Here is a 22,346-nt window from a genome sequence, read left to right as displayed (position 1 = left end):
TCATGAAACGAAAAAATCGGGAGAGTGGACATGCATGATCTGGTAATTCGTGGCGGCACCGTCGTCGATGGATCGGGCGGCCAGCCTTTTGTCGCCGACGTCGCGATTGATGGCGACCGGATCGTTGCGGTGGGCGCGAATCTTGGCGCCGGGCGCGAGGAGATCGATGCGACGGGGCAGATCGTCACGCCTGGCTTCGTCGACGTTCACACCCATTATGACGGGCAGGCGACATGGGACGCCGAGATGGCGCCGTCGAGCTGGCACGGCGTCACCACCGTCGTGATGGGCAATTGCGGCGTCGGCTTTGCGCCCGCGAAGCCCGATCGCCACGACTGGCTGATCAGCCTGATGGAAGGGGTCGAGGACATCCCCGGCACCGCGCTGGCCGAAGGCATGAGCTGGGATTGGGAAACCTTCCCCGAATATATGGACGCGCTGGAAAAATTGCCGCGCACGGTCGATGTCGCGTGCCACGTCCCGCACGGCGCGGTGCGCGCCTATGTGCTCGGCGACCGCGAAAAGCCCGGCGCGATCCCGACCGGAGAAGACATCGCCGAAATGTCGCGCATCGTCGAGGAAGGCGTGCGCGCGGGCGCGCTCGGTTTTTCGACCAGCCGCACCGTGCTGCACAAGTCGGTCGATGGCGAACTTGTCCCCGGTACCACCGCGACGGCGGAGGAGCTGATCGCGATCGGCCGCGCGATGGGGCGCGTCGGTTACGGCGTGTTCGAGATGGCGAGCGACCTGAAGCGCGAGTGGAACGAATTTCAATGGATGGGCGATCTCAGCCGCGAAACCGGCCTGCCCGTCACCTTTGCGGCGCTCCAGTCGATCGCGAAGGAGCTGCCGCTGGAAGAGCAGATCGCGGAAATGCGGCGACAGAATAGGGCCGGGGCGAATATCGTCGCGCAGATCGCGCTCCGCGGCAACGGCGTGATCATGGCGTGGCAGGGGACGGTGCATCCGTTCCGTTTCAAGCCCGCGTGGAACGAGATCGAGGGCCTGGGGTGGGAGGATCAGCTCGCGAAGCTGAAGGAGCCGGCGTTCAAGGCACGGATGATCGAGGAAGAGAATGTCTGGCCAGAAAGCGACATCATCGATTTCCTGAAAATCGTGGCGCTCGGCTGGCCCGTGCAGTTCGAAATGGACCCCGATTTCAACTATGAGCCCAGCATGGACGAAAGCATCGCCGCGCGCGCGGCGGCAGCGGGCGTCTCGCCGGCCGAATATGCCTATGACCTGCTCATGAAGGACGACGGCAAGGGCTTCATCTATTTCCCGATCCTCAACTACCGCGACGGCAATCTCAATTTCCTGGAGGATCTGCAGGCCGCCGAGGACACGGTGAACAGCCTCTCCGACGGCGGGGCGCACTGCGGGACGATCTGCGACGCCGCTTCGCCGACCTTCATGCTCCAACATTGGGTGCGCGACCGCAAGGGCCATCGCATCGCGCTCGAACATGCGGTGAAGCGCCAGTGCCGCGATACCGCGATGCTCTATGGCCTCGAAGACCGCGGGCTGATCGCGCCGGGCTATCTCGCCGATCTGAACGTCATCGACATGGAACGGCTGAAGCTCGGCAAGCCCTGGCTCGCCTTCGATCTGCCCGCGGGCGGCCGGCGCCTTCTGCAAAAGGCCGACGGCTATGTCGCGACGGTGAAGTCGGGAGTCGTGACGTTCAGGGATGGCGCCATGCAGGGGCCGACGCCGGGCGGCGTGATCCGCGGTCCGCAGCGCGTCGAAATGGCAATGGCGGCGGAATAGCAGTTCGTCATCCCGGCGAAGGCCGGGATCTCGCCATTGCATTCTGACGCACTGTGGAGATCCCGGCCTTCGCCGGGATGACGGCAATTGTGCGGATAATGGTGGTCGTCAGCGCGCCACCAAATCCGACGGCAAGGTGGGCTCGCTGACGATCTTTTCCATGCGTCGCCACATTTCCTCGCGGCTTGGCTTGCCGCGTTCAACGTGCGCGCGCACCATCGCTTCGCCGAGGCCATAGTTGATCACATAGCTGCGATACTGGTCGGTAAAGCTCACCGATTGTTCGGCGCGCTTTGCCGACACGAGTAGATATTTCTGCGTCAACGTCACCGCCGTCGGCCGGTCGATCGCTCCGTCCAGATATTGCTGCGCGATTGTGAGCCGCGCGCCCGACGCGCGCTTGATCGCTTTCAGAAGTTGCCAGTAACGATTGTCCGAGGGGACGGCGATCCCGGCGATTGGCATCAGCACGTCGCGTTCGGTCGCCGCCTTGGCTTCACCCGGAAAGGACAGGTCGATGCCGTAATTGGCGCTGCCTTCCGCGATCAGGCTTTGCGGGCTGTACAGCGGATAGACGCTGAACTCGGCCCAGCCGCGTTCCTTCACCAGCTTTTCTTCAAGCTTCATGTTGAGGAGGTGGTGGCCGGGATAGCCCTCGTGACAGCCAAGGTCGAGTGCGCGCGACAGGCGGATCGGCAGGTCGGTGTTGACCTGGATCAGACTGTGATAGGCTCCCTGATAGTAATTATAGCCGCTCCAGCTTTTCCCGGTAACAAATTCGAGCCGGAAGCTTTCATCGGCGGGCATAGGGATATGCGCCGTGCTGCGCCCGCGGCAGCGCGCAATCGCTGCTTCGAAGGTCGGTTGCAGCCGGTCCTTGGGAATGGTGAAGGTGTCGAGATAGGCTTCGACCCGGTCGGCGAGGGCGCCTTCGCCGGGGACGAGCGCCGCGATCTTCGCCAATTCGGCGTCATAGCTGGCAAGCGGCTTCAGCTGCGGCCGCACGCCGAACAGCCGTTCGGCCTCGTCGGCAAAAGCGAAGCGCGTCCCCTCCATCATCATCAACCGCGTTTCGGCGGCGCGAAGCTGGGCATGCAGAAAGGCTGCGCGGCGTTTGGTGAGCGGGTCGGTGAGGCCTCGTGCGGTGCGATCGGTTTCGGCCATCAGCACGCGGGTCGCCGCAAGCAGCGCCCGCTTGTCGCGTGGCGCCGCTTCGGCTGACGCCTTGATCGCGGCCGGCCCGTAATAGGCGTCGATATAGCCGGGCTCGTGCGTGCCGATTTCGAGCGACAGGCGAAGGTAGGAGGCGGCGATCGCGTCGAGCGCGGCGGCGTCTGCCGCGGCGCGGCGCACGTCGAGCGCGGCGACGCTGGCATCTGCCGGCGGTGCTTTCGGCGCACCTGCCGCGCATCCGGCGAGCACGGAGGCCGCAATCGCCAGGACGGAAAACGAGCTTTTCATGCCCCCCGTGCCTAGCGTGCCGCTTCGGATGTGTCGTGCACGTCGCCGTCGGCCGCTATTTCGCCGTTCGATGCCGATTCGACCGCCGCATGTTCGGGATGGGACGGGGCGAAACGCAGCACGGCGAACCCGATCAGCGCGGCGGCAAGCGACCCCATCAGGATGCCGATCTTCGCTTCCTCGATCAACAGCGCGTTGCCGGGGAAGGCGAGGCCGCCGATGAACAGGCTCATCGTAAAGCCGATGCCGCACAGCATCGCAACGCCATAGACCTGGAGCCAGGTCGCCCCGCGCAGCCGTCCCGCGATACCGAGCTTCACCGCCAGCCAGACGCTGCCGAAAATGCCGAGCTGCTTGCCGAAGAACAGACCCGCGGCAATGCCGAGCGGCAGCGGCGCGAAAATCTGGTCGAGGCCCAGCGCGCGCATGTCGACCCCGGCATTGGCAAAGCCGAACAGCGGGACGATCGCAAAAGCGACCGATGGGTGCAGCGCATGTTCGAGCCGGTGGAGCGGCGACGTCTGGCTGTCGGGTGCACCGATCGTACGTTCGAACGGGATGGTCATCGCCGCGAGCACCCCGGCGATCGTCGCATGGACGCCCGACAGCAGCATCGCATACCAGAGCAGCAGGAACAGCATCATATAGACGAGCAGGCTCTTTACCCCGCTGCGGTTGCATGCGAACATGACGGCAAAGATCGCCGCCGCGGCGCCAAGCGCGAGCAGGTTGATCTTGGCCGTGTAGAAAAGCGCGATGATCGCGACCGCGCCCATGTCGTCGACGATCGCGACGGTGACGAGGAACAGCTTGAGCGAGGTCGGCGCGCGCTTGCCGAGCAGCGCGAGGACACCCATGGCAAAGGCGATGTCGGTCGCCGCGGGGATGGCCCAGCCCTGCGCCAGCCCCGGCTCGCCGCCGACGAAGAACATGTAAAGCGCGGCGGGCACCGCCATGCCGGCGGCGGCGGCGATGAAGGGCAGGCGTCGGCGGTCCCAGCTGGCCAGCCGCCCGTCGACGAACTCGCGCTTGATTTCCAGCCCGACGAGCAGGAAAAACACCGCCATCAACCCGTCGTTGATCCACAAATGGACCGTCATGGGACCAAGCTTGTCGGTCAGCACCGGACCCGTCACCGCATGAATCAGGTCATGATACAGGCCCGACAACGGGGAATTGGCGACAATCATCGCCAAAATGGCTGCAAAAATGAGCAGCATTCCGCCCGCACTTTCGCTTTCGAGGAAATCGCGTAACGCGGAAGGCGGCGGAAAACTGCGGGTCATGGGTCAATTATTTCCTTGGTTCGGCGGCTATTGTCACAATTTCCTAGCGACGAGCCCGCCGCTTTACAAATGAACGCGCGCGATTAGCACTATTGTCGAGGATGGCGCCATGCCATCGGTGGGGCGGGGCTGGCAAGTGGGGCTATCGACCGCATGGCTGGAATGGCTGGTGCTCGTGACCGGCCGCGAACTGATGCTGTTCGCATCGGTGGGCATCCTGTTGATCGGGCTCGACGATCTGCTACTCGATGCCTTGTGGCTGACGACGCGGGGGCGCCCGCTCCGTGAAAGTTTCGATGCCCCTCCGCTGGAAGGGCGCATCGCGGTTTTCGTGCCGGCGTGGGATGAGGCCGCCGCATTGCCCGCGATGCTCCGCCGAACGCTCGCCGCCTGGGAAGGCGAGGATTTTCGCCTTTATGTCGGATGCTACCCGAATGACGCGGCGACGATTTTTGCCGTCTCGCGGCTCGTCGCGCACAATCCGGGACTGCGGCTGGTGATCGGCGACTGCGAAGGGCCGACGACCAAGGGCGACAATTTGAACCGGCTCTGGGCGGCGCTGTGCGCCGACGAACGCGCCGAGGCGATGCGCTTTGCCGCCGTCGTGCTGCACGATGCCGAGGACCATGTCCACCAGTGCGAACTGGCGCTTTACCGGATGCACCTTGGCGACAATGCGATGGTGCAAATCCCCGTCGTACCCATCATCGACCCGCGCGAACGCTGGGTCGGGGGCCATTATGGTGATGAGTTCGCCGAGGCGCATGGCAAGGATCTGCCGGTGCGTTCGCGTCTTGGTCTGCCGCTGCCTTCGGCCGGTGTCGGCTGCGCGTTGACGCGCAGGGCGCTCGCGCTGCTCGCGATCGAAAGGGGAGGGCAGCCTTTTTGCGGCGACAGCCTGACCGAAGATTATGAGATCGGGATGGTCATCGGCGCCTATGGCCTTGGCACGCGCTTTGTCGATGCGGTGGACATGGCGGGAGATCGCATCGTATCGCGGGGGACCTTCCCCGGCCGGGGCGACGCCGCCGTGCGGCAAAAGGCGCGCTGGATCGCGGGAATTGCGCTCGCGGGCTGGGACCATCTCGGCTGGCCGGGGTCGCGCCTGGGGAACGGGCAGCGATCGGTCGGGCGCGACCTTATGGCGCGCTGGATGCTGTGGCGCGATCGCCGCGCTCCCCTGGCGGCGCTGGTCCTGCTCGCGGCCTATGCGGGACTGTTTCTTGTCGCGGCGGGGATGATAGGAGAGATGCTGTTCGGTTGGGACGCGATGAAGCCGGGCGTGGTCATGCAATGGCTTCTCGTGCTCAATGCGATGCTGTTGGTCTGGCGGACAGCGATGCGCGTCCGTTTCAGCGCCCACTGCTATGGCTGGCGCGAGGCGGGTTTGGCGTTGCCGCGTGCCTTTGTTGCCAACATCATCGCGATGCTCGCCGCGCGGCGGGCGGTGCTGCTTTACTGGCGGATATTGCGTTCGGGCGAGGTGGTCTGGGACAAGACCGACCATAGCGAAAGCGACGCGGCGGCCGAGGAGCTTCTGGTGCGGGCACGCGCGCGATGATGATGCGACGGGCCGGTGCGCGGCGCGATGCGCCAGCGCTGCGCTTTTTGCTCGCGTGCGTCGGCGGCTGGGTCGTGCTCCGCGTCATGATGCTTTGGAATCCGGCGCTGCCGTCGGCGCCCGCGGGCGCTCCTGAAACTTGGCGGGCTTCGTCGTCGCTTGCTTCGATAGCCGATACGGCGCCGATCGTACCGGCGGCGGCGCCCCGCGCCCATGCGCTGTCTGCGGCTAAGCGGACGGCGCCCGCTATCGGAAGAGAGGTTGCGCGCACTGGCGATGGCGCCGTCGTACACGCCGCATCCAGTGGCGCGATCGCTCCCTTTCGCCATGAACTTCGCCTAGCGATGATGGCGCGGCTTCTTCCCCCCTTGCCGGGCGCCGCCGTGCGGACGGGAGCGGCCTCTTCCACGCCGGCATGGCTCGTTGCCACACCGCGCGGCGCTCCGGCGCACGGCGAAGCGTTCTGGATGCGGCGGCAGATGGCGGGCTGGTCCGCCACCGCCTGGCTGTATCTGCGCGATGGTTCGGGGGAGACGGCTGGCGGCATCGGCGCGGCCAGCCAACTCGGCGGCAGTCAGGGCGGGCTCCGCTTGGGCTATGGCTTTGGGGCGACGGGACGGCTGCGTAGCTATGTGCGGGCCACAATGGCTTTCGATCGCCCGCACCAGCGCGAGGTGGCTTTCGGTGCCGTCTTTGCGCCCGTGGCGCACCTGCCGGTCGATCTGGCGATCGAGCAGCGCGTTGCAGCAGGACGCGAAGGCCGCACCGCGCTGGCGGCGATGATAAGCGGCGGCGTGTCGGACGTCGCGCTTCCCGCAGGCTTCCGTCTCGATGCCTATGCGCAGGCGGGAATTGTCGGCGCGCGGCGGCGCGACGCCTTTGCCGACGGGGCCGTGGTCGTCGATCGCCCGCTTGGGCATGGCGCAGCATCGCTGCGTGTCGGCGCGCTGGCTGCCGGTGCGGTCCAACCCGGTGCTGAGCGCGTCGACGTCGGGCCGCGGCTGACGCTGCGCTTGCCCGACATCGGCCAGGGCGGCCGGATCGCGCTCGACTGGCGGCAGCGCGTCGCAGGCGATGCGCATCCCGAAAGCGGCCTTGCGTTGACGCTCGCCGCCGACTTCTGACCGCCGATAAAAATTTGCCCGTGCAGCCGATTCCCCGGCGCGAAAAAATGCTCTAGGGTCGCCGGACTCGGCGCAGTTTTTCGCCGAGCACCTATGTTTCGGGGCCTCCGTGGATCTTTACCTCCCAGTCGCCAATCTGTCGGTCAATGCGCTGGTCATCATCCTGCTCGGCGGCGGCGTGGGGTTCCTGTCGGGCATGTTCGGGGTCGGCGGCGGCTTCCTGACGACCCCGCTCCTCATCTTTTACGGCATTCCGCCGACGGTTGCGGCGGCATCGGCGGCAACTCAGGTCACGGGCGCCAGCGTATCGGGCGCTCTCGCCCATCTGGAGCGCGGCGGCGTCGACCTGCGCATGGGGGCGGTCCTTGTCGTCGGGGGGCTATTCGGGTCGCTGATCGGCGCCGCGCTGTTCGAACTGCTGACCGCCTGGGGGCAGATCGATACGGTGATCAACATGCTCTATGTCGCGCTGCTCGGTTCGGTCGGCAGCATCATGGCGCGCGAGGCGTGGGGTGCGTTGCAGAATATGCGCGCGGGGCTTCCCGCGCCCGCGCGCAAACGGCGCCACCACCCGATGGTCGCCAACCTGCCGCTGCGTTGGCGCTTTTACCGTTCGGGCCTTTATATTTCGCCGCTTGCGCCGCTGATCCTGGGCATGGTGGTGGGCATATTGACGATGCTGCTCGGCGTCGGCGGCGGCTTTATCATGGTGCCGGCGATGCTCTTTCTGCTCGGCATGGGAACGCAGGTGGTCGTCGGCACCTCGCTGTTCCAGATATTGTTCGTGACGATCGCGACGACGATGGTTCACGCCTTGACGACGGGTGCGGTCGACATCGTGCTCGCCGGGCTGCTGCTGCTCGGCAGCGTCACCGGGGCGCAGATCGGTGCGCGTTTTGCCCAAAGCGTGAAGCCCGAATATCTTCGGATGGCGCTCGCGGTGATTGTGCTGCTCGTCGCCGCCCGCATGGCGGTCGATCTCTTCATCCGCCCCGACGAAATCTATACGGTGCAATGACCGCGATGCGCGCCTTGATCCTGGCGCTGGCGTTGGCGTTCCTTCCGTTCGCCCCAGTGCGCGCCGCCGACCCGCGGCTCGTCCCCGACGTGTCGAGCCGCGCCATCGACATCCAGTACAGCTTTACCGGCGAAGAATTGCTGCTGTTCGGCGCGATCCTCTATCCCGGCCAGCGCCTGCCCGACGACCGCGCCGACATTGTCGTCGTGCTGAAGGGGCCGGTGCGGCCGATCATATTGCGCGAAAAGCGGCGCGTTGCCGGAATCTGGGTGAATGCCAGCAGTATCCGCCTGCGCACCTCGCCCAGTTTTTATGCGATCGGCTCGTCGCGGCCCATCGACAAGCTGGTCGACGAGCGGACGGCAGCCATCTTCGAGCTTGGCCTTGCCAATCTTTCGATGTCGCCGACGGGCTTTTCGGAGGCAAAGGCGCTCGAACGCTTCGAAGCCGGTCTGATCGACCTCTATCGTCGCGCGGGCTTGTTCGTGGAAAATCCCGCGGCGGTGGAGATTACCGAAGGCGTGCTCTATCGCGCCCGCATTCCCGTTCCCGCGCGCGTGCCGGTGGGCACCTATCGCGCCGAAACCTATCTCATCAGCCGGGGCCGCGTGCTCGCGGTCGCTTCGCGCGACGTGCAGATTCGCAAGACCGGGTTCGAACGCTTTGTCGCGCTTGCGGCCGAGGAACATGGGTTTCTCTATGGCCTTTCGGCGGTGCTGCTTTCGCTCGGCCTCGGCTATGCCGCCTCGGCGATTTTCCGGCGCCGCTGACGTATCATAAGCGCTTTATTTACCCTCGTCTGCGATAGCCCAAAGCGGGACTACAATAGGCGGGGGCGGTTTCATGGACATACAGGGCGGCTTTGGTGCCGGGGATTCGACGGCAGTACAGCATGTGCGCCTGGCCGGGGGGGGCGTCGCCGCGCCCGTCGCTCCCATTACGACCCACCACCGCGACGATCTGTTGATCGGCGAAGTTGTCGATATTTCGGGATCTGCATCGCGCATTTTGCTCGATTCGGCGATCATCGGCAAACTTTCGACGTCGAGCGATGCCGCAGTTGCCATGGCGGGGCAGGTTGGCGCGCAGGTCAAGGTGCGCGTCGGCAACATCTGGCTCGTCGCCAGCATACGCGACCAGCAATTGCACGAACGCGGCGAGGGATTGATCATCGCGACGATCGACTTTCTTGGCGAGGGCGAAGAAGAGAAGATCACCGGACGCATCCATAACTTCCGCCGCGGCGTCACGCGCTATCCGGTTCCCGGCAGCCCGGTCTTTGCCGCGACCAGCGCCGACCTCAAACAGATTTACGCCGCCGACGAACGCGCGCATGTCGAGATCGGCACGGTCCATCCGACAAAGGATGTGCGCGGTTCGCTCTATGTCGACGCGATGCTGGGCAAGCATTTCGCGCTGCTGGGATCGACCGGGACGGGCAAGTCGACAAGTGCTGCGTTGATCCTCCACAAGATCTGCGAACTGGCGCCGCAGGGGCATATCGTGATGATCGACCCGCACGGTGAATATTCGGCGGCGTTCAAGGGCACCGGCGCGCTGTTCGACGTCGACAATCTGGCCATGCCCTATTGGCTGATGAATTTCGAGGAGCATTGCGAGGTCTTCGTTACCGCCGAGGGGCGCGACCGGCAGGCCGACTGCGACGTGCTCGCGCGGTGTCTGCTGCAGGCGCGGACCAAGAACCGCCTGGCCGAAGGCATGACCAAGATCACGGTCGATTCGCCGATCCCCTATCTATTGTCCGACCTGCTCAGCATCCTCACGAATGAGATGGGCAAACTCGACAAGGCGACGTCGAGCGCGCCCTTCATGCGCATCAAGGGCAAGATCGAGGAAATGCGCGCCGACCCGCGCTATAATTTCATGTTCTCGGGCATGCTCGTCGCCGACACGATGGCGAGCTTTCTGGGCAAGATCTTTCGCCTGCCCTCGGACGGACGGCCGATCTCGATCATCGACGTGTCGGGCGTTCCCAGCGATATTACCGGCGTTGTCGTCGCCGTGCTGTCGCGCCTGACCTTCGACTATGCGATCTGGTCGCGCGGCGAACCACAGCGCCCGATCCTGCTCGTCTGCGAAGAAGCACACCGTTATATCCCGTCGAAGGACGTGGGCACCGGGCAGGCGGTGCGCAAGATCCTGGAACGGATCGCCAAGGAAGGCCGCAAATATGGCGTCTCGCTGGGCCTGATCACCCAGCGCCCGTCGGACCTTGCCGAAGGCGTGTTGTCGCAGTGCGGCACGATCATCTCGATGCGTCTCAACAACGAGCGCGACCAGCATTTCGTGAAAGCCGCGATGCCCGAAGGCGCGCGCGGGTTCATCGACTCGATCCCCGCGCTGCGCAACCGCGAGTGCATCGTCTGCGGTGAAGGCGTGTCGATCCCGATCCGTGTCTATCTCGACACGCTGGAGGAAGAGAAGCGGCCCGCATCGAGCGACCCGCTCTTTTCGAAACTGTGGCGCGACACCGGCGGCGAGGCCGAAATTCTCGAGCGTGTGGTGAAACGCTGGCGCAGCCAGGGGCGGTAGGCGAGCCCTCATTGGCGAGTGCGTCTGCAATTTCACGCCCTGCGGATTTCGGCTTTGGGGTGGGAAGCGGACATCTTCAGATCCGTCATCCCGGCGCAGGCCGGGGTCTCGCCCGTGCTGAAAACCGATAGGGTGAGGTCCCGGCCTTCGCCGGGATGACGATGAAAGAGAGGGCGGCTGCGGGTCGGCTCCGCTTGTTCCAATCTCTCCGCGCCGTCAGTTCTTGGGCGGTTCCCACAGTTCGATCGGATTTCCCTCGGGGTCGTGAACGCGGGCAAAACGGCCGACCGCCGGGTCGTCCCACTCATCCTTGGTGACGATCTCCTCCCCCGCGTCGCGGAACGGCGCGAGCACGGCGTCGAGATCGTCGACGCGCAGGTTGATCATGAACTGGCGGTCGGCGGCGAAATAGTCGGTATCGGCCTTGAACGCCGCAAAGACGAGCGGACCCGATGCCGTCATCCACGCCCATTCGTCGACCGGCCCGCTGTCTTCGGCGTTGCAGCCGGCGCCGACGCCGAGCCGCTCGCGATACCAGGCGTTGAGCGCCTCCGGGTTGCGGGCGCGGAAAAACAGCCCGCCGATGCCTTTGACATGTCCCATGACCACCTCTCTTGTCCAAAGAGGGACAGCCTAGGCGCAACTGGTCAGCGTTTCCATTCTCCGCTTTTGGCAAATTCTTCGCGGATCTGGCCCGACTGATTGAGCCGCGGGTCGGTGTAGCTTGGTGCGGCGGTCGCCGCGGCGGCCGGTGCGCTTGCGGGCGCGGGGGCCAGTGTGCCGGGCAATGGTGCGGGCGCGGCATCGGGAAGCGGTGCCGCGGCGCCGGCGAGCGTCGGGAGCGGCCCTGCGCCGGGGGCGATTCCCTGGCCTTTCAGGATCGCGATCTGCTGCGCCACGGGGAGATAGGGGCCGGGGACCGGCTCGCGTCCCGAATAGGGCGCGCGAAAGGCGTCGGGCATTCCCCAGCGTCCGCGCCAGCGATGGAAAATATGCGCGCCGACGATGTTGGTCATCACCAGGCTTTTGCCCCAGCGCGGCCAGATCGCCTGCGTATGATAATGGGTCGCGAGCCCGACCTTTGCAAAGACCTGACCGCCCAGCGCCGCGGCGGCGACGCGGCTCGCGCGCAGCCAGTTCGCGCGGCTGGGCGCGCGCGCCATCGCGCCGTCGCAGCTGAAGGTGAACTGGCACACGCCCGCGCGCTGCGATCCCTGAAACACGACGCCGCACACGGTGCCCGGAAAGCTTGGGTGGCGCACGCGATTGATCACCGTCTGCGCGACGCCGCGCATACCGTCGTCGCTTTCGGAAGCGGCTTCGTAATAGATGGCGGCGGTCAGGCAATAATGCGCGCGCTCGCGGTCGAGCGCGGTCAGCCCGCGAAAAACATAAGGCTTGGCAGACGGCCCGGCGAAGGCCTCTTCGCGCAGCATTGCGGGGTCGACGGGGGGCAACGCGGCGGCGTCGCTGTACCCGACACTGTTCGGATCGGGCAGCGTCGGATCGATCTTCAGCGCCGCTTCATAATCCTCGGCGGTCATTATCGCCCAGCGTCGGGGGTCGTAGGGCTTGAAATCGAGCGGCACCGACACGCTGTACGGCCCGAAGATCGCGGGCGCGCGAAACTGACCGCTCGAGAGCAGAAAGGCGAGGCACGCCACGGCCGATACGCCGCCAATCGCCGCCCAGAAGGCGCGCCCCGGCCCCGCCGGCTTTTCCGGCACCGGGTCGCGCCACGTCGAACGGGCGGTCAGGGTCAATTCGGGCTTCATTCGTGTTTTCACGTTCCATCGGTGCTCGGCGCGCGATTCGCGCCGAGCCAGCGAGCCCGCCTTATACGCGGAAACGCCAAATAAAATGTTTCATGGCATGTCGGGCGACCTGTAAGGTGAGGGCTGCCATGAGATCACGGGGGCGAAAACTTCGATCTTGCGCTCTCTGCGCCTCTGCGCGAATCTTATTCAAAGCCGCCTAGGCGGCCATGGCCGCTTTCGGTCGAAACCGGCCGACGACCTCCGGCGTCGTCGGGAACGGCGATATCCGTCATCGCCACCATTCCCCCTTGCCGACTCCCCTGGATCGGCCTATATGCCGCCTCACTTCTTGACATGGTTAGCCAGTTGGGACGTCGGGGCCGCGGGCCGCGGCGGCTTTTCCTGCATGGCTTTCCGGTCGTCCGATTTGGAAACCAAGCTTGGTCGATTTCGACGCCCTCAACGCGATCATCGCGCCCGAAGCCGAGGCGATGGGCCTGGCGCTCGTGCGCGTCGCTTTTTTTGGCGGCGACCATGATCCGACCTTGCAGGTGATGGCCGAACGGCCCGACACGCGCCAGCTGACGATCGACGATTGCGCCGACCTGTCGCGCCGTATCTCGGACCGGCTCGACGCGCTGGAAGAGGCGGGCAAGGATCCGATCGACGCCGCCTACCGGCTCGAAGTGTCGTCGCCCGGCATCGACCGGCCGCTGACGCGCCGCGCCGATTTCGCCGACTGGGCGGGGCATGAGGCGAAGATTGCGCTGAAGGAAAAGCTGGACGGACGCCAGCGGTTCAACGGCGAACTGCTCGGCATCGACGGCGATGTCGTGATGATATCGGATAAGGAAGGGGTCGAGCACAAGCTGCCGTTCGACGCGATCGACACGGCGAAGCTCGTTCTCACCGACAAATTGATTGCCGCAACCGTTCCGCTCTCGACCGAGGGCGCCGACGAAATGGAAGAAGAAGGACAGGACTGATGGCCACTGCCATTTCCGCCAACAAGGCCGAGCTGCTTGCGATTGCCAATTCGGTCGCCAGCGAGAAGATGATCGACAAGGCGATCGTCATCGAGGCGATCGAGGAAGCGATCCAGCGCGCGGCGCGCGCACGTTATGGCGCCGAGAACGATATTCGCGCCAAGCTCGATCCGCAGACCGGCGACCTTCGCTTGTGGCGCGTCGTCGAGGTGGTCGAGAGCGTCGAGGATTATTTCAAGCAGGTCGACCTCGCGCAGGGCCAGAAGCTGCAGAAGGATGCCAAGATCGGCGACTTCATCGTCGACCCGCTGCCCGCGGTCGACCTGGGCCGCATCGACGCGCAGTCGGCGAAGCAGGTGATCTTCCAGAAGGTTCGCGAAGCCGACCGTCAGCGCCAGTATGAAGAGTTCAAGGACCGCGCGGGCGAAATCATCACCGGCGTCGTCAAGTCGGTCGAGTTCGGCCACATCGTCGTCAACCTCGGCCGCGCCGAGGGCGTCATTCGCCGCGACCAGCAGATTCCGCGCGAACTGATGCGCGTCGGCGACCGTGTTCGCGCGCTGATCCTGTCGGTGCGCAGCGAAACGCGCGGGCCGCAGATTTTCCTGTCGCGCGCGCACCCCGACTTCATGAAAAAGCTGTTCGCGCAGGAAGTGCCCGAAATCTATGACGGCATCATCGAGATCAAGGCGGCCGCGCGCGATCCGGGCAGCCGCGCCAAGATCGGTGTCATCAGCTATGACGGCAGCATCGACCCCGTCGGCGCGTGCGTCGGGATGAAGGGCAGCCGCGTGCAGGCGGTCGTCCAGGAAATGCAGGGCGAAAAGATCGACATCATCCCCTGGTCCGAAGACACGGCAACCTTTGTCGTCAACGCGCTTCAGCCCGCGACGGTGCAGCGCGTTGTGATCGACGAGGATGACAGCCGCATCGAAGTCGTCGTTCCCGACGATCAATTGAGCCTTGCCATCGGCCGCCGCGGCCAGAATGTCCGCCTCGCCAGCCAGCTGACCGGCAGCCAGATCGACATTATGACCGAGGCCGACGCGAGTGAGAAGCGCCAGCGCGAATTTGTCGAACGCTCGACGATGTTCCAGGAAGAACTCGACGTCGACGAAACGCTCGCACAGCTGCTCGTCGCCGAAGGCTTTGGCGAACTTGAGGAAGTCGCTTACGTCCCGCTCGACGAACTGGCGAGCATCGAAGGGTTCGACGAGGAACTCGCGCAGGAGCTGCAGAGCCGCGCCGCCGAAGGGCTCGAACGCCGCGAGGAAGCCTCCCGCGCCGAACGCCGCGAGCTGGGCGTCGAGGATGCGCTGGCCGATATTCCGCACCTGACCGAAGCGATGCTCGTCACGCTCGGCAAGGCGGGGATCAAGACGCTCGACGATCTCGCCGACCTCGCGACCGACGAGCTGATCGCCAAGAAGCGCACCGACAACCGCCGCGGTCCGGCGCGCAGCGAGCGCGCCGAGGACAAGGGCGGCGTGCTGGGCGAATATGGCCTCAGCGAAGAGCAGGGCAACGAGATCATCATGGCGGCGCGTGCGCACTGGTTTGCGGACGAGCCCGAAGCCGGGCCCGCGACGGAGCCGCAAAACGGGGAGGCCGCCGATGCGGACCCCGCGCAATGATCAGCTAGGCGACACCGACCGCGCAAAGGGGCGCGGCAACCATGTGCCCGAGCGGCGCTGCGTCGTCACCGGCGAGGTTTCGCCGGCGGAGCGGCTTGTGCGCCTTGCGCTCGGCCCCGACGGCAGCATCGCGCCCGATGTGCACGGCAAGGCGCCGGGGCGCGGCGCGTGGATCGGCGTGAGGCGCGCCGATCTCGAGGCCGCGCAAGCCAAAGGCAAGCTCAAGGGCGGCCTTGCGCGCGCGCTTCACGAGGGCAGTTTTGCGATCCCCGACGATCTCGGCGCGCGGATCGAGGCGCAGCTCGCGCGCGCGACGCTCGACCGGCTCGGCCTCGAATCGCGCGCCGGCACGCTGATCAGCGGCAATGACAAGATCGAACAGGCGGCGCGGCGCGGGCAGGTTCGCCTGCTCCTTCACGCCAGCGATGCGGGCGAGGATGGGCGCAAAAAACTGGCGCAAGCGTGGCGTGTCGGCGAGGATGACGAAGGTTCGGGCCGCGAGGGCATGGTCTTGCCGGTGGACCGCGGCACCCTATCTATGGCATTGGGGCGTGAGAATGCGGTGCATCTGGCGATTGTCGACGCCCGCGCCGCCGACCGGGTGCTGGCGCATTTGAGCCGCTGGCAGTTTTTCACCGGATGGAGTAGGGACGCGGCCGATCGCGTTTCGAGTACGGATTCCCGCACGCCGGGAACAGGGGATACGTCCGCGGCTTCCGTCGCTTCGGGCGCGTTTTGAAGGAATGATGGTTTTCGATGAGTGACGAACAGGACAAGCCGACCCTTAGCCGCAAGCCCCTGGGCCTGAAGCGGACGGTCGAGGCCGGACAGGTGCAGCAGCAATTCAGCCACGGCCGCCGCAATACGGTGGTGGTCGAGGTGAAGCGCCGCCGCGTGCTGGGTCGTCCGGGCGAGGCCGCACCGGCTCCTGAGGCCGAAGAAGCAAAGGCTGCGCCCGCCCCGGCGCCGACGCCCGCGCCTGCGCCCAGGCCGGCGCCGCCGAAGGCGACCCAGCCGGACAGCCTGATGACGCGCCAGGAACGCCAGGCGCAACTGCTGCGCGAAGCCGAAGAAGCGCGGATGGCCGCGCTCGAGGAAAATCGCCGCCGCGAAGAGGCCGAGCGTGCGCGCGCCGCCGAGGAAGAAAAGGCGCGCGCCGAGAAGCGCGAGGAACAGGCCGCGGCGAAAGCGGACGAGCCTGCCCCCGCTCCCGCGGCTCAACAGGAGCCCGCGGTCGACGCGCCGGCGGCTGCCGCTCCCGCCGAACGTCCTGCGGAAGCTGCCCCGCGTCCTGCGGCGGCGACTGCGGCCCCCGCGCCGCGGCGCTTCACCCCGGTCGAGCCGCCGAAACGTCCCGAGCCGAAGCGCCCCGAGCCCAAGGCCAACCGCGGCGGCGAAAATCGCCGCCAGTCGGGCAAGCTTACCGTCACGCGCGCACTCAACGAGGATGAAGGCGCGCGCGCGCGCAGCCTCGCGGCGCTGAAACGCGCCCGCGAAAAGGAAAAGCGTTCGCACATGACCTCGTCGGGTCCGCGCGAAAAGCAGGTGCGCGAAGTCATCGTGCCCGACACGATCACCGTGCAGGAACTCGCAAACCGCATGGCCGAAAAGGGCGCCGATCTGGTGAAGGCACTGTTCAAGATGGGGATGCCCGTCACGGTCAACCAGACGATCGATCAGGACACGGCCGAACTGCTCGTCACCGAATTCGGGCACGAGATCAAGCGCGTCAGCGAAGCCGACATCGACATCCGCCACGACGAGGATGTCGACGACGCGGCGGCGCTGAAGCCGCGCGCGCCGGTCGTGACGATCATGGGTCACGTCGACCACGGCAAGACCAGCCTGCTCGATGCGCTGCGCGGCGCGAATGTGCAGGCGGGCGAAGCCGGCGGCATCACCCAGCATATCGGCGCCTATCAGGTGAAGGCGAAGGACGGCAGCGTCATCACCTTCCTCGACACGCCGGGCCACGAAGCCTTTACCGAGATGCGCCAGCGCGGCGCGAACGTCACCGACATCGTCATTCTGGTGGTCGCCGCCGACGATGGGCTGAAACCGCAGTCGATCGAGGCGATCAACCATGCGAAGGCCGCGGGCGTGCCGATCATCGTCGCAATCAACAAGGTCGACAAGGACGGCGCCAATCCGCAGCGCGTGCGCGAGCGTCTGCTCGAACATGAGCTGGTGGTCGAGGAAATGGGCGGCGACGTGCAGAATGTCGAAGTGTCGGCGCTGAAGAAGACCGGGCTCGACAAGCTGCTCGACGCAATCGCGCTGCAGGCCGAAATCATGGAGCTGAAGGCGAACCCCGATCGCGCCGCCGAAGGCACGGTGATCGAGGCGAAGCTCGACAAGGGCCGCGGCCCCGTTGCGACGATCCTCGTCCGCCGCGGGACGCTGAAGGTCGGCGATGTCTTCGTCTGCGGCGCCGAAAGCGGCCGCGTGCGCGCGCTCGTCGACGATCATGGCAAGCAGGTGAAGCAGGCCGGGCCCTCGATGCCGGTCGAGGTCCTCGGCCTTGGCGGCGTGCCGATGGCAGGCGATACGCTCACCGTCGTCGAGAATGAGGCGCGCGCGCGCGAAGTCGCTGCCTATCGTCAGGAACAGGCGCTCAAGAAGCGCACGGCGCAGGCGCCGGTCAGCCTCGAAGGCATGTTCTCGGCGCTCGCCGACAAGGCGAATGTCATCGAATATCCGGTGGTCATCAAGGGCGACGTGCAGGGGAGCGTCGAGGCGATCGTCAACGCGCTCAACAAGCTGTCGACCGACGAGATCCGTGTCCGGGTGCTCCATGCGGGGGCCGGTGCGATCACCGAAAGCGACGTGACGCTGGCGGCCTCGACCAAGGCGCCGATCATCGGCTTCAACGTCCGCCCGAATGCCAAGGCGCGCGAGATCGCGAACCGCGAAAAAGTCCGCTTCATGTATTATGACGTCATCTATCACCTGACGGCCGAGGTCGCGAAGGAGATGGCGGGCGAGCTGGGTCCGGAGCGTATCGAGAACGTCGTCGGCCGCGCCGAGGTCAAGGAAGTCTTCCCCGCGGGCAAGCGCGACAAGGCCGCCGGCCTGCTCGTTCTCGAAGGCTCGATCCGCAAGGGGCTTCACGCGCGCCTCACGCGCGAGGACGTCATCGTCTCGGCAACGACGATCGCCTCGCTGCGCCGCTTCAAGGACGATGTCGCCGAAGTGCGCGCGGGCCTCGAATGCGGCGTCGTGCTCGCGGATACGAACGACATCAAGCCGGGCGACCATCTCGAAGTCTTCGAGGTCGAACTGCGCGACCGTACGCTGTAATGAACCATCCCTGCACCCTCGCCGGCGCGGGGGTGCAGGAGGAAAAGAGCAATGCGCCACAAGGATCAATCGGAGGGCCCGTCGGTACGCGTCCTGCGCGTGGGCGAACAGGTGCGCCATGTATTGAGCGAAATCCTCGCGCGCGGCGACGTGCACGACGATGTGCTTGCGACGCATCCGGTCAGCGTCACCGAAGTGCGCATGTCGCCCGACCTTCGCCACGCGACCGTCTTTGTAAAGCCCCTGCTCGGCAAGGATGAGGAGGCGGTGCTGAAGGCGCTGCGCACCAACACCGCCTATCTCCAACGCGAAGTGGCGCACCGCATTCGTATGAAATATGCGGCAAAGCTCAAATTCCTTGCCGACGAAAGCTTCGACGAGGCGAGTCATATCGACCGCCTGCTTCGCGACCCGAAGGTGGCGCGCGACCTGACCGGGGGCGGCGAGAACCGCGATTAGGTCCGGGCCGAAGTTCACGAAACTTCGTTGAGCCCGGCGATCGGTCAGCCGCGCGATGCGCTCGGCAAAGGCGGCCCCTACAGTCTTTTGCTCCCGCAGCGAGACGATCGATAGCGCGCGTGCGCATTGTGCGGTGCCGATTTGCGGTTATGACAGGCGCATGGGGGTAGAAGACAGCGAATCCGGCCGCTGGCAGTTCGGCCATGTCCTGTTCGACGAAGCGAGCGGGCGGCTGACCGTCGATGGCCGGGCGGTCGAAATCGACCGCAGCTGTGCGGCGTTGCTCGCGGCGCTGCTCGGCCACGTCGATGCGCCGATCGGCAAGGACGAACTGCTCGAGGCCGGGTGGCCCGGACGGGTCGTGCATGAAAATTCGCTCGCCAAGGCGATCGGCCGGTTGCGTCAGGCGCTGGGCGAGGATGGCGCGAGGATCGAGGCCGTCTATGGCAGCGGTTATCGGCTGGTCGGCCCGGTCCGGCGCACAGCCGCCCCGCCCACGGCGGTGCCCGGCTCGCATGGAGCCTGGTCACGCCTGCGCGCGCGGCTGTTCGGCGACCGGCAGCGTATGATTGCAAGCGCAGCCGTCGCGGTTGCGGCGATCGGCCTTGTCGCGGCGGGGCTTGCATCCTGGAACGCGATGACCGCGCGCGCGCAGCTGTCCGAACAGGAACGCGAGGTCGAGGTTCTGCTGGCGTTCCTCTCGTCGGACCTGCTCGCCTCCGCCGATCCCTATGCGCCCAACTATCGCGACCAGTCGGTCCGGCAGGTTGTCGAACGCGCCGCGGCGACGATCGACAACCGGCTGCGCGACGACCCGGCGACGCGTGCGATCCTTCACCGTACGATCGCGCAGGCTTTTTCGGGCTGGGGCGAATATGAAAAGGCGGTCAGCCATTTCGACCGTGCGCAGGTGCTGAACACGCGCCTCCATGGCGTCCTCGCGCGTCAGAACGTGCCGGTGGATATCGGTCTGTGCCAAAATCTGCGGCTGGCGGGCGAAACACGCCGCGCCGAGCGCATATGTCTGCGCGCCGAGCAGGTTGCAGAGGCGACGCGGTCGCCCCAGCTTGGCGCGGCGCGGATCGTCCGCGCGAAGTTGCAGTTCGAGATCGGCGAATATGACCGGGCGGCGACCGCGCTCGCCGGCGTGCTGCAAGATGCCAAGGGCTTGCCGTCGGCCGACCGCGCCGATGCCGAATGGTTCCAGGCGCTCAGCTTGCGAAAACTGGCGCGCTTCGATCTGGCCGATGGGGCGTTCCGGCGGCATCTGACGATCCGCCAGACCACCCTTGGCGACGCGCATCCGCTGACCGGCTGGGCGCACGCCGATTATGGCGACTTTCTGGTGTCGGCGGGCGAGTTTGCAAAGGCGGAGATCCATCTGACACGCGCCCGCGCGATCTTTGACGCGTCGCTGGGTGCGGACCATCCCGAATCGCTCTCGCCCGATTACAGCCGCGCGATCGCCGCGCTGTGGCAGCGGGACTGGGAGGGGGCGCGCACGACCCTGCGCCCGCTGCTCGCGCGCTATCGCGAAACATTGGGTTCGGACCATTTCTGGACGCTCTATGTGATGAGCGAGCTGGCGCTTGCCGAGGCGCAGTTGGGTGAGGCGGATCGCGCCGATACGCTGCTGCGTGAAGCACGGCGGACCGGTGCGCGGGTGCTTTATGGTCGCGAGGGCAAGGCGGCGCATTTTCACATGCGCTGGGCACGGGCGCTGGCGGCTCTGGAAAAGGTCGACGAAGCGGAGGACGAGCGCCGCCGCGCATCGCAGGCGATGGACAGCGGCGGTTTCATGCCCGAGCATCCGTGGCGCGCCCGCCTCCATTGCCTGTCGGGGCAGATCGCGCTGGCGCGCCGCGATGATGCTGCGGCGCGGCAGTCGGGACGCGCCTGCCTCTCGGCGCTGGGGGCCGCCGATGGGCTCCCGGCGACCTATCCTTCGCTTGGCGAGGCTAGACGATTGGCCGGGATCGGTACGCCGCCGCCACGCTGAGGAGGCAGCAACCATCTGAAAAGATTGTAATTCATAATTTTCAGAATCTGCCGGAAAGATTTTTCACTCTTTTTCAGCGGCGCGACAAAGATTTTCATCGGCCGCGTCCTCCAACTTCCCGAAATCAGCCGAAGCCGATGGAGGGAAGTTCTGATGGGTAAAAGGTGGAGCAGCCTGGCGATCGCCGTCGCATTTGCCGCGAGTGGAGCGGGTCTCCCTGCGTGGGGGCAGCCCCCTTTGGTCCGAACTTCGGGTTCGGCGTCGGCCAGCGACGACAGCCAAAGCGCGGCGTGCGAGAAGGCCCGTCAATCGATCGCCTACCGCGAAGCGCGTGGCCGACAGGACGAAGGATGCAGCTGCAAAAGTTCGTCCGACCGCGTGCTCCAGGCGAAGCCGTGGTTGAAGCGTCACTATTGCACCGTGCGCTACACCTATCTGGTGCGTGAAAGCCGCAGCGTCCAGCGCTGACGATGTTGCGGCGCCTTTTCCCGCTGTTGACCCTGCTCACCGTGCCCGCCGCCGCACAGGACGCGCGCTGGGCGGTGCGGACGGTCGAAGCCCCGGGGCGCAGCGAGGCCGGGGGCTGCACCAATGCGCGTGCGCGCGCCGCGGCCGAGGCGCGCAAATATCTGGGGCTGAACGTCAAGGGGTGCACCTGCGCACCGATCGCATCGAAGGGGAACGGCCCGTCGGCCGGCTATTGGTGCCGGGTAACATATGAAGTTCTGGTTCGCACAAGTTCGAATTGAGGGAAGGAACAAACGATGAAGAAAATCGGGATATTGTCCGCAGTCGTTGCTTTGGGATTGGCGGGGATGCCCGCTCCGGCGCTCGCCAAAACCACCCAGATACAAGCCACGGGCGATTCGCGTTCGGAAGGCTGCGCGAAGGCACGGGCCTCTGCCAAACGCGCTTATGGCGATCGGATCAGCGGATATAATGGATGCCAATGCGCGCCAAAGGGCAATGAGAGCTATCGCTATTATCTCTGCACTCTCACCGTCTTTTACCGTGACTAGGATTTGGTGTCTGCCGATCGGGGGTGCGGCGATCGGGGGGAGCCTGGCCCTTGCCGCCGGTGTGGCCCCGGCGGCAGCCCAATCGCTCTCCCGCGGCGATTATGAGCAATGCTCGGTCTATCGCGACGGGCGCTTCGTCGGGCACGACAGCGTGTGCCTGGAAGCGAAGCGCGCGGCGATCCGCCGGCTGGACGAGGATGACGGCTATCGCGCGCGGTATCCGCGCCGGGGCCACGACCGCCGCTATTCGAGCGCATATCGCTGTCCCCACTGGGCGAATGGCGGGCGCGGCTACAACGCCACCTGGTATTCGGATGGGCGGCCGCCGTCGCTGACAGGCATTTATACCTATGATGCGACGTTGAACGGCCGTCCCTGCATTCCCCACCCGACCTATTACGGCTCCGGTTATCCTTGAG

20 protein-coding genes are annotated in these 22,346 nt (G+C 65.9%); 16 read left to right on the top strand and 4 right to left on the bottom strand.

All coding sequences use genetic code 11. The features are described 5' to 3' along the window. Positions 1–30: 30 nt before the first annotated feature. On the top strand, positions 31–1,770 hold the full coding sequence (locus RIA72_RS13335; protein WP_350032545.1) for an N-acyl-D-amino-acid deacylase family protein: 1,740 nt from the start codon (positions 31–33) through the stop codon (positions 1,768–1,770). A gap of 108 nt (positions 1,771–1,878) precedes the next feature. On the opposite strand, the gene RIA72_RS13330 is transcribed toward RIA72_RS13335, so the two are convergent. Both RIA72_RS13330 and nhaA read right to left on the bottom strand, forming a co-directional pair. Continuing rightward, entirely contained in the window at positions 1,879–3,231 is a 1,353-nt protein-coding gene (locus tag RIA72_RS13330; protein WP_350032544.1) for a DUF885 domain-containing protein, read from the bottom strand. An 11-nt stretch (positions 3,232–3,242) separates the two neighbouring features. Beyond that, complete coding sequence (gene nhaA / locus RIA72_RS13325; RefSeq protein WP_350032543.1) at positions 3,243–4,517, bottom strand: Na+/H+ antiporter NhaA; 1,275 nt, start codon at positions 4,515–4,517, stop codon at positions 3,243–3,245. Positions 4,518–4,626: 109 nt separating this feature from the next. Between nhaA and RIA72_RS13320 the strand changes: the two genes are divergently transcribed. From RIA72_RS13320 to RIA72_RS13300, 5 genes are all read left to right on the top strand, one after another. Further along, positions 4,627–6,078 (top strand): glycosyl transferase family protein, encoded by a 1,452-nt coding sequence (locus RIA72_RS13320; protein ID WP_350032542.1) that lies wholly within the window; start codon positions 4,627–4,629, stop codon positions 6,076–6,078. Continuing rightward, positions 6,075–7,202: a hypothetical protein gene (locus tag RIA72_RS13315; protein WP_350032541.1), complete on the top strand. Its 1,128-nt coding sequence runs from the start codon at positions 6,075–6,077 to the stop codon at positions 7,200–7,202. The genes RIA72_RS13320 and RIA72_RS13315 overlap by 4 nt, the downstream gene beginning before the upstream one ends. Before the next feature lie 109 nt (positions 7,203–7,311). After that, positions 7,312–8,220: a sulfite exporter TauE/SafE family protein gene (locus tag RIA72_RS13310; protein WP_350032540.1), complete on the top strand. Its 909-nt coding sequence runs from the start codon at positions 7,312–7,314 to the stop codon at positions 8,218–8,220. Beyond that, positions 8,217–8,990 carry a TIGR02186 family protein gene (locus RIA72_RS13305; RefSeq protein ID WP_350032539.1) on the top strand — a complete coding sequence of 258 codons (774 nt, stop codon included), beginning with the start codon at positions 8,217–8,219 and terminating at the stop codon, positions 8,988–8,990. The genes RIA72_RS13310 and RIA72_RS13305 overlap by 4 nt, the downstream gene beginning before the upstream one ends. 73 nt (positions 8,991–9,063) lie before the next feature. Continuing rightward, a complete protein-coding gene (locus RIA72_RS13300; protein ID WP_350032538.1) occupies positions 9,064–10,773 on the top strand; it encodes an ATP-binding protein in 1,710 nt (569 codons plus the stop codon). Between the two features lie 216 nt (positions 10,774–10,989). Here RIA72_RS13300 and RIA72_RS13295 read toward each other — a convergent pair whose 3' ends face one another. Next, positions 10,990–11,376, bottom strand: coding sequence for a VOC family protein (locus RIA72_RS13295; protein WP_350032537.1), 387 nt, complete (start codon positions 11,374–11,376; stop codon positions 10,990–10,992). 44 nt (positions 11,377–11,420) lie between these two features. Next, positions 11,421–12,536: a cell wall hydrolase gene (locus RIA72_RS13290; RefSeq protein WP_502957956.1), complete on the bottom strand. Its 1,116-nt coding sequence runs from the start codon at positions 12,534–12,536 to the stop codon at positions 11,421–11,423. A 434-nt stretch (positions 12,537–12,970) separates the two neighbouring features. On the opposite strand from RIA72_RS13290, the gene rimP reads away from it, so the two are divergent. The 10 genes from rimP to RIA72_RS13240 all read left to right on the top strand — a co-directional run bounded on the left by rimP (position 12,971) and on the right by RIA72_RS13240 (position 22,345). Continuing rightward, positions 12,971–13,516, top strand: a complete 546-nt coding sequence (rimP, locus tag RIA72_RS13285; RefSeq protein WP_350032535.1) for a ribosome maturation protein RimP — start codon at positions 12,971–12,973, stop codon at positions 13,514–13,516. Further along, complete coding sequence (gene nusA, locus RIA72_RS13280; protein WP_350032534.1) at positions 13,516–15,150, top strand: transcription termination factor NusA; 1,635 nt, start codon at positions 13,516–13,518, stop codon at positions 15,148–15,150. Before rimP ends, nusA begins: the two co-directional genes overlap by 1 nt. Then, positions 15,131–15,889 (top strand): DUF448 domain-containing protein, encoded by a 759-nt coding sequence (locus RIA72_RS13275; protein ID WP_350032533.1) that lies wholly within the window; start codon positions 15,131–15,133, stop codon positions 15,887–15,889. Before nusA ends, RIA72_RS13275 begins: the two co-directional genes overlap by 20 nt. Positions 15,890–15,906: 17 nt before the next feature. After that, entirely contained in the window at positions 15,907–18,450 is a 2,544-nt protein-coding gene (infB, locus tag RIA72_RS13270) for a translation initiation factor IF-2 (protein ID WP_350032532.1), read from the top strand. Positions 18,451–18,501: 51 nt separating this feature from the next. Continuing rightward, positions 18,502–18,909, top strand: coding sequence for a 30S ribosome-binding factor RbfA (gene rbfA, locus RIA72_RS13265; RefSeq protein ID WP_350032531.1), 408 nt, complete (start codon positions 18,502–18,504; stop codon positions 18,907–18,909). 160 nt (positions 18,910–19,069) lie between these two features. Next, positions 19,070–20,908: a tetratricopeptide repeat protein gene (locus RIA72_RS13260; protein ID WP_350032530.1), complete on the top strand. Its 1,839-nt coding sequence runs from the start codon at positions 19,070–19,072 to the stop codon at positions 20,906–20,908. A 153-nt stretch (positions 20,909–21,061) separates the two neighbouring features. Then, entirely contained in the window at positions 21,062–21,376 is a 315-nt protein-coding gene (locus RIA72_RS13255; protein ID WP_350032529.1) for a hypothetical protein, read from the top strand. Positions 21,377–21,378: 2 nt separating this feature from the next. Continuing rightward, positions 21,379–21,657 (top strand): hypothetical protein, encoded by a 279-nt coding sequence (locus RIA72_RS13250; RefSeq protein WP_350032528.1) that lies wholly within the window; start codon positions 21,379–21,381, stop codon positions 21,655–21,657. A 15-nt stretch (positions 21,658–21,672) separates the two neighbouring features. After that, on the top strand, positions 21,673–21,927 hold the full coding sequence (locus RIA72_RS13245) for a hypothetical protein (RefSeq protein WP_350032527.1): 255 nt from the start codon (positions 21,673–21,675) through the stop codon (positions 21,925–21,927). Then, positions 21,920–22,345, top strand: a complete 426-nt coding sequence (locus tag RIA72_RS13240) for a hypothetical protein (RefSeq protein WP_350032526.1) — start codon at positions 21,920–21,922, stop codon at positions 22,343–22,345. The genes RIA72_RS13245 and RIA72_RS13240 overlap by 8 nt, the downstream gene beginning before the upstream one ends. The last annotated feature ends 1 nt before the right edge of the window (position 22,346 follow it).

The sequence above is a fragment of the Sphingopyxis sp. genome (genome assembly GCF_040216815.1).
GTDB lineage: Bacteria > Pseudomonadota > Alphaproteobacteria > Sphingomonadales > Sphingomonadaceae > Sphingopyxis.
This window is presented reverse-complemented; position numbering and strand designations above follow the sequence as displayed.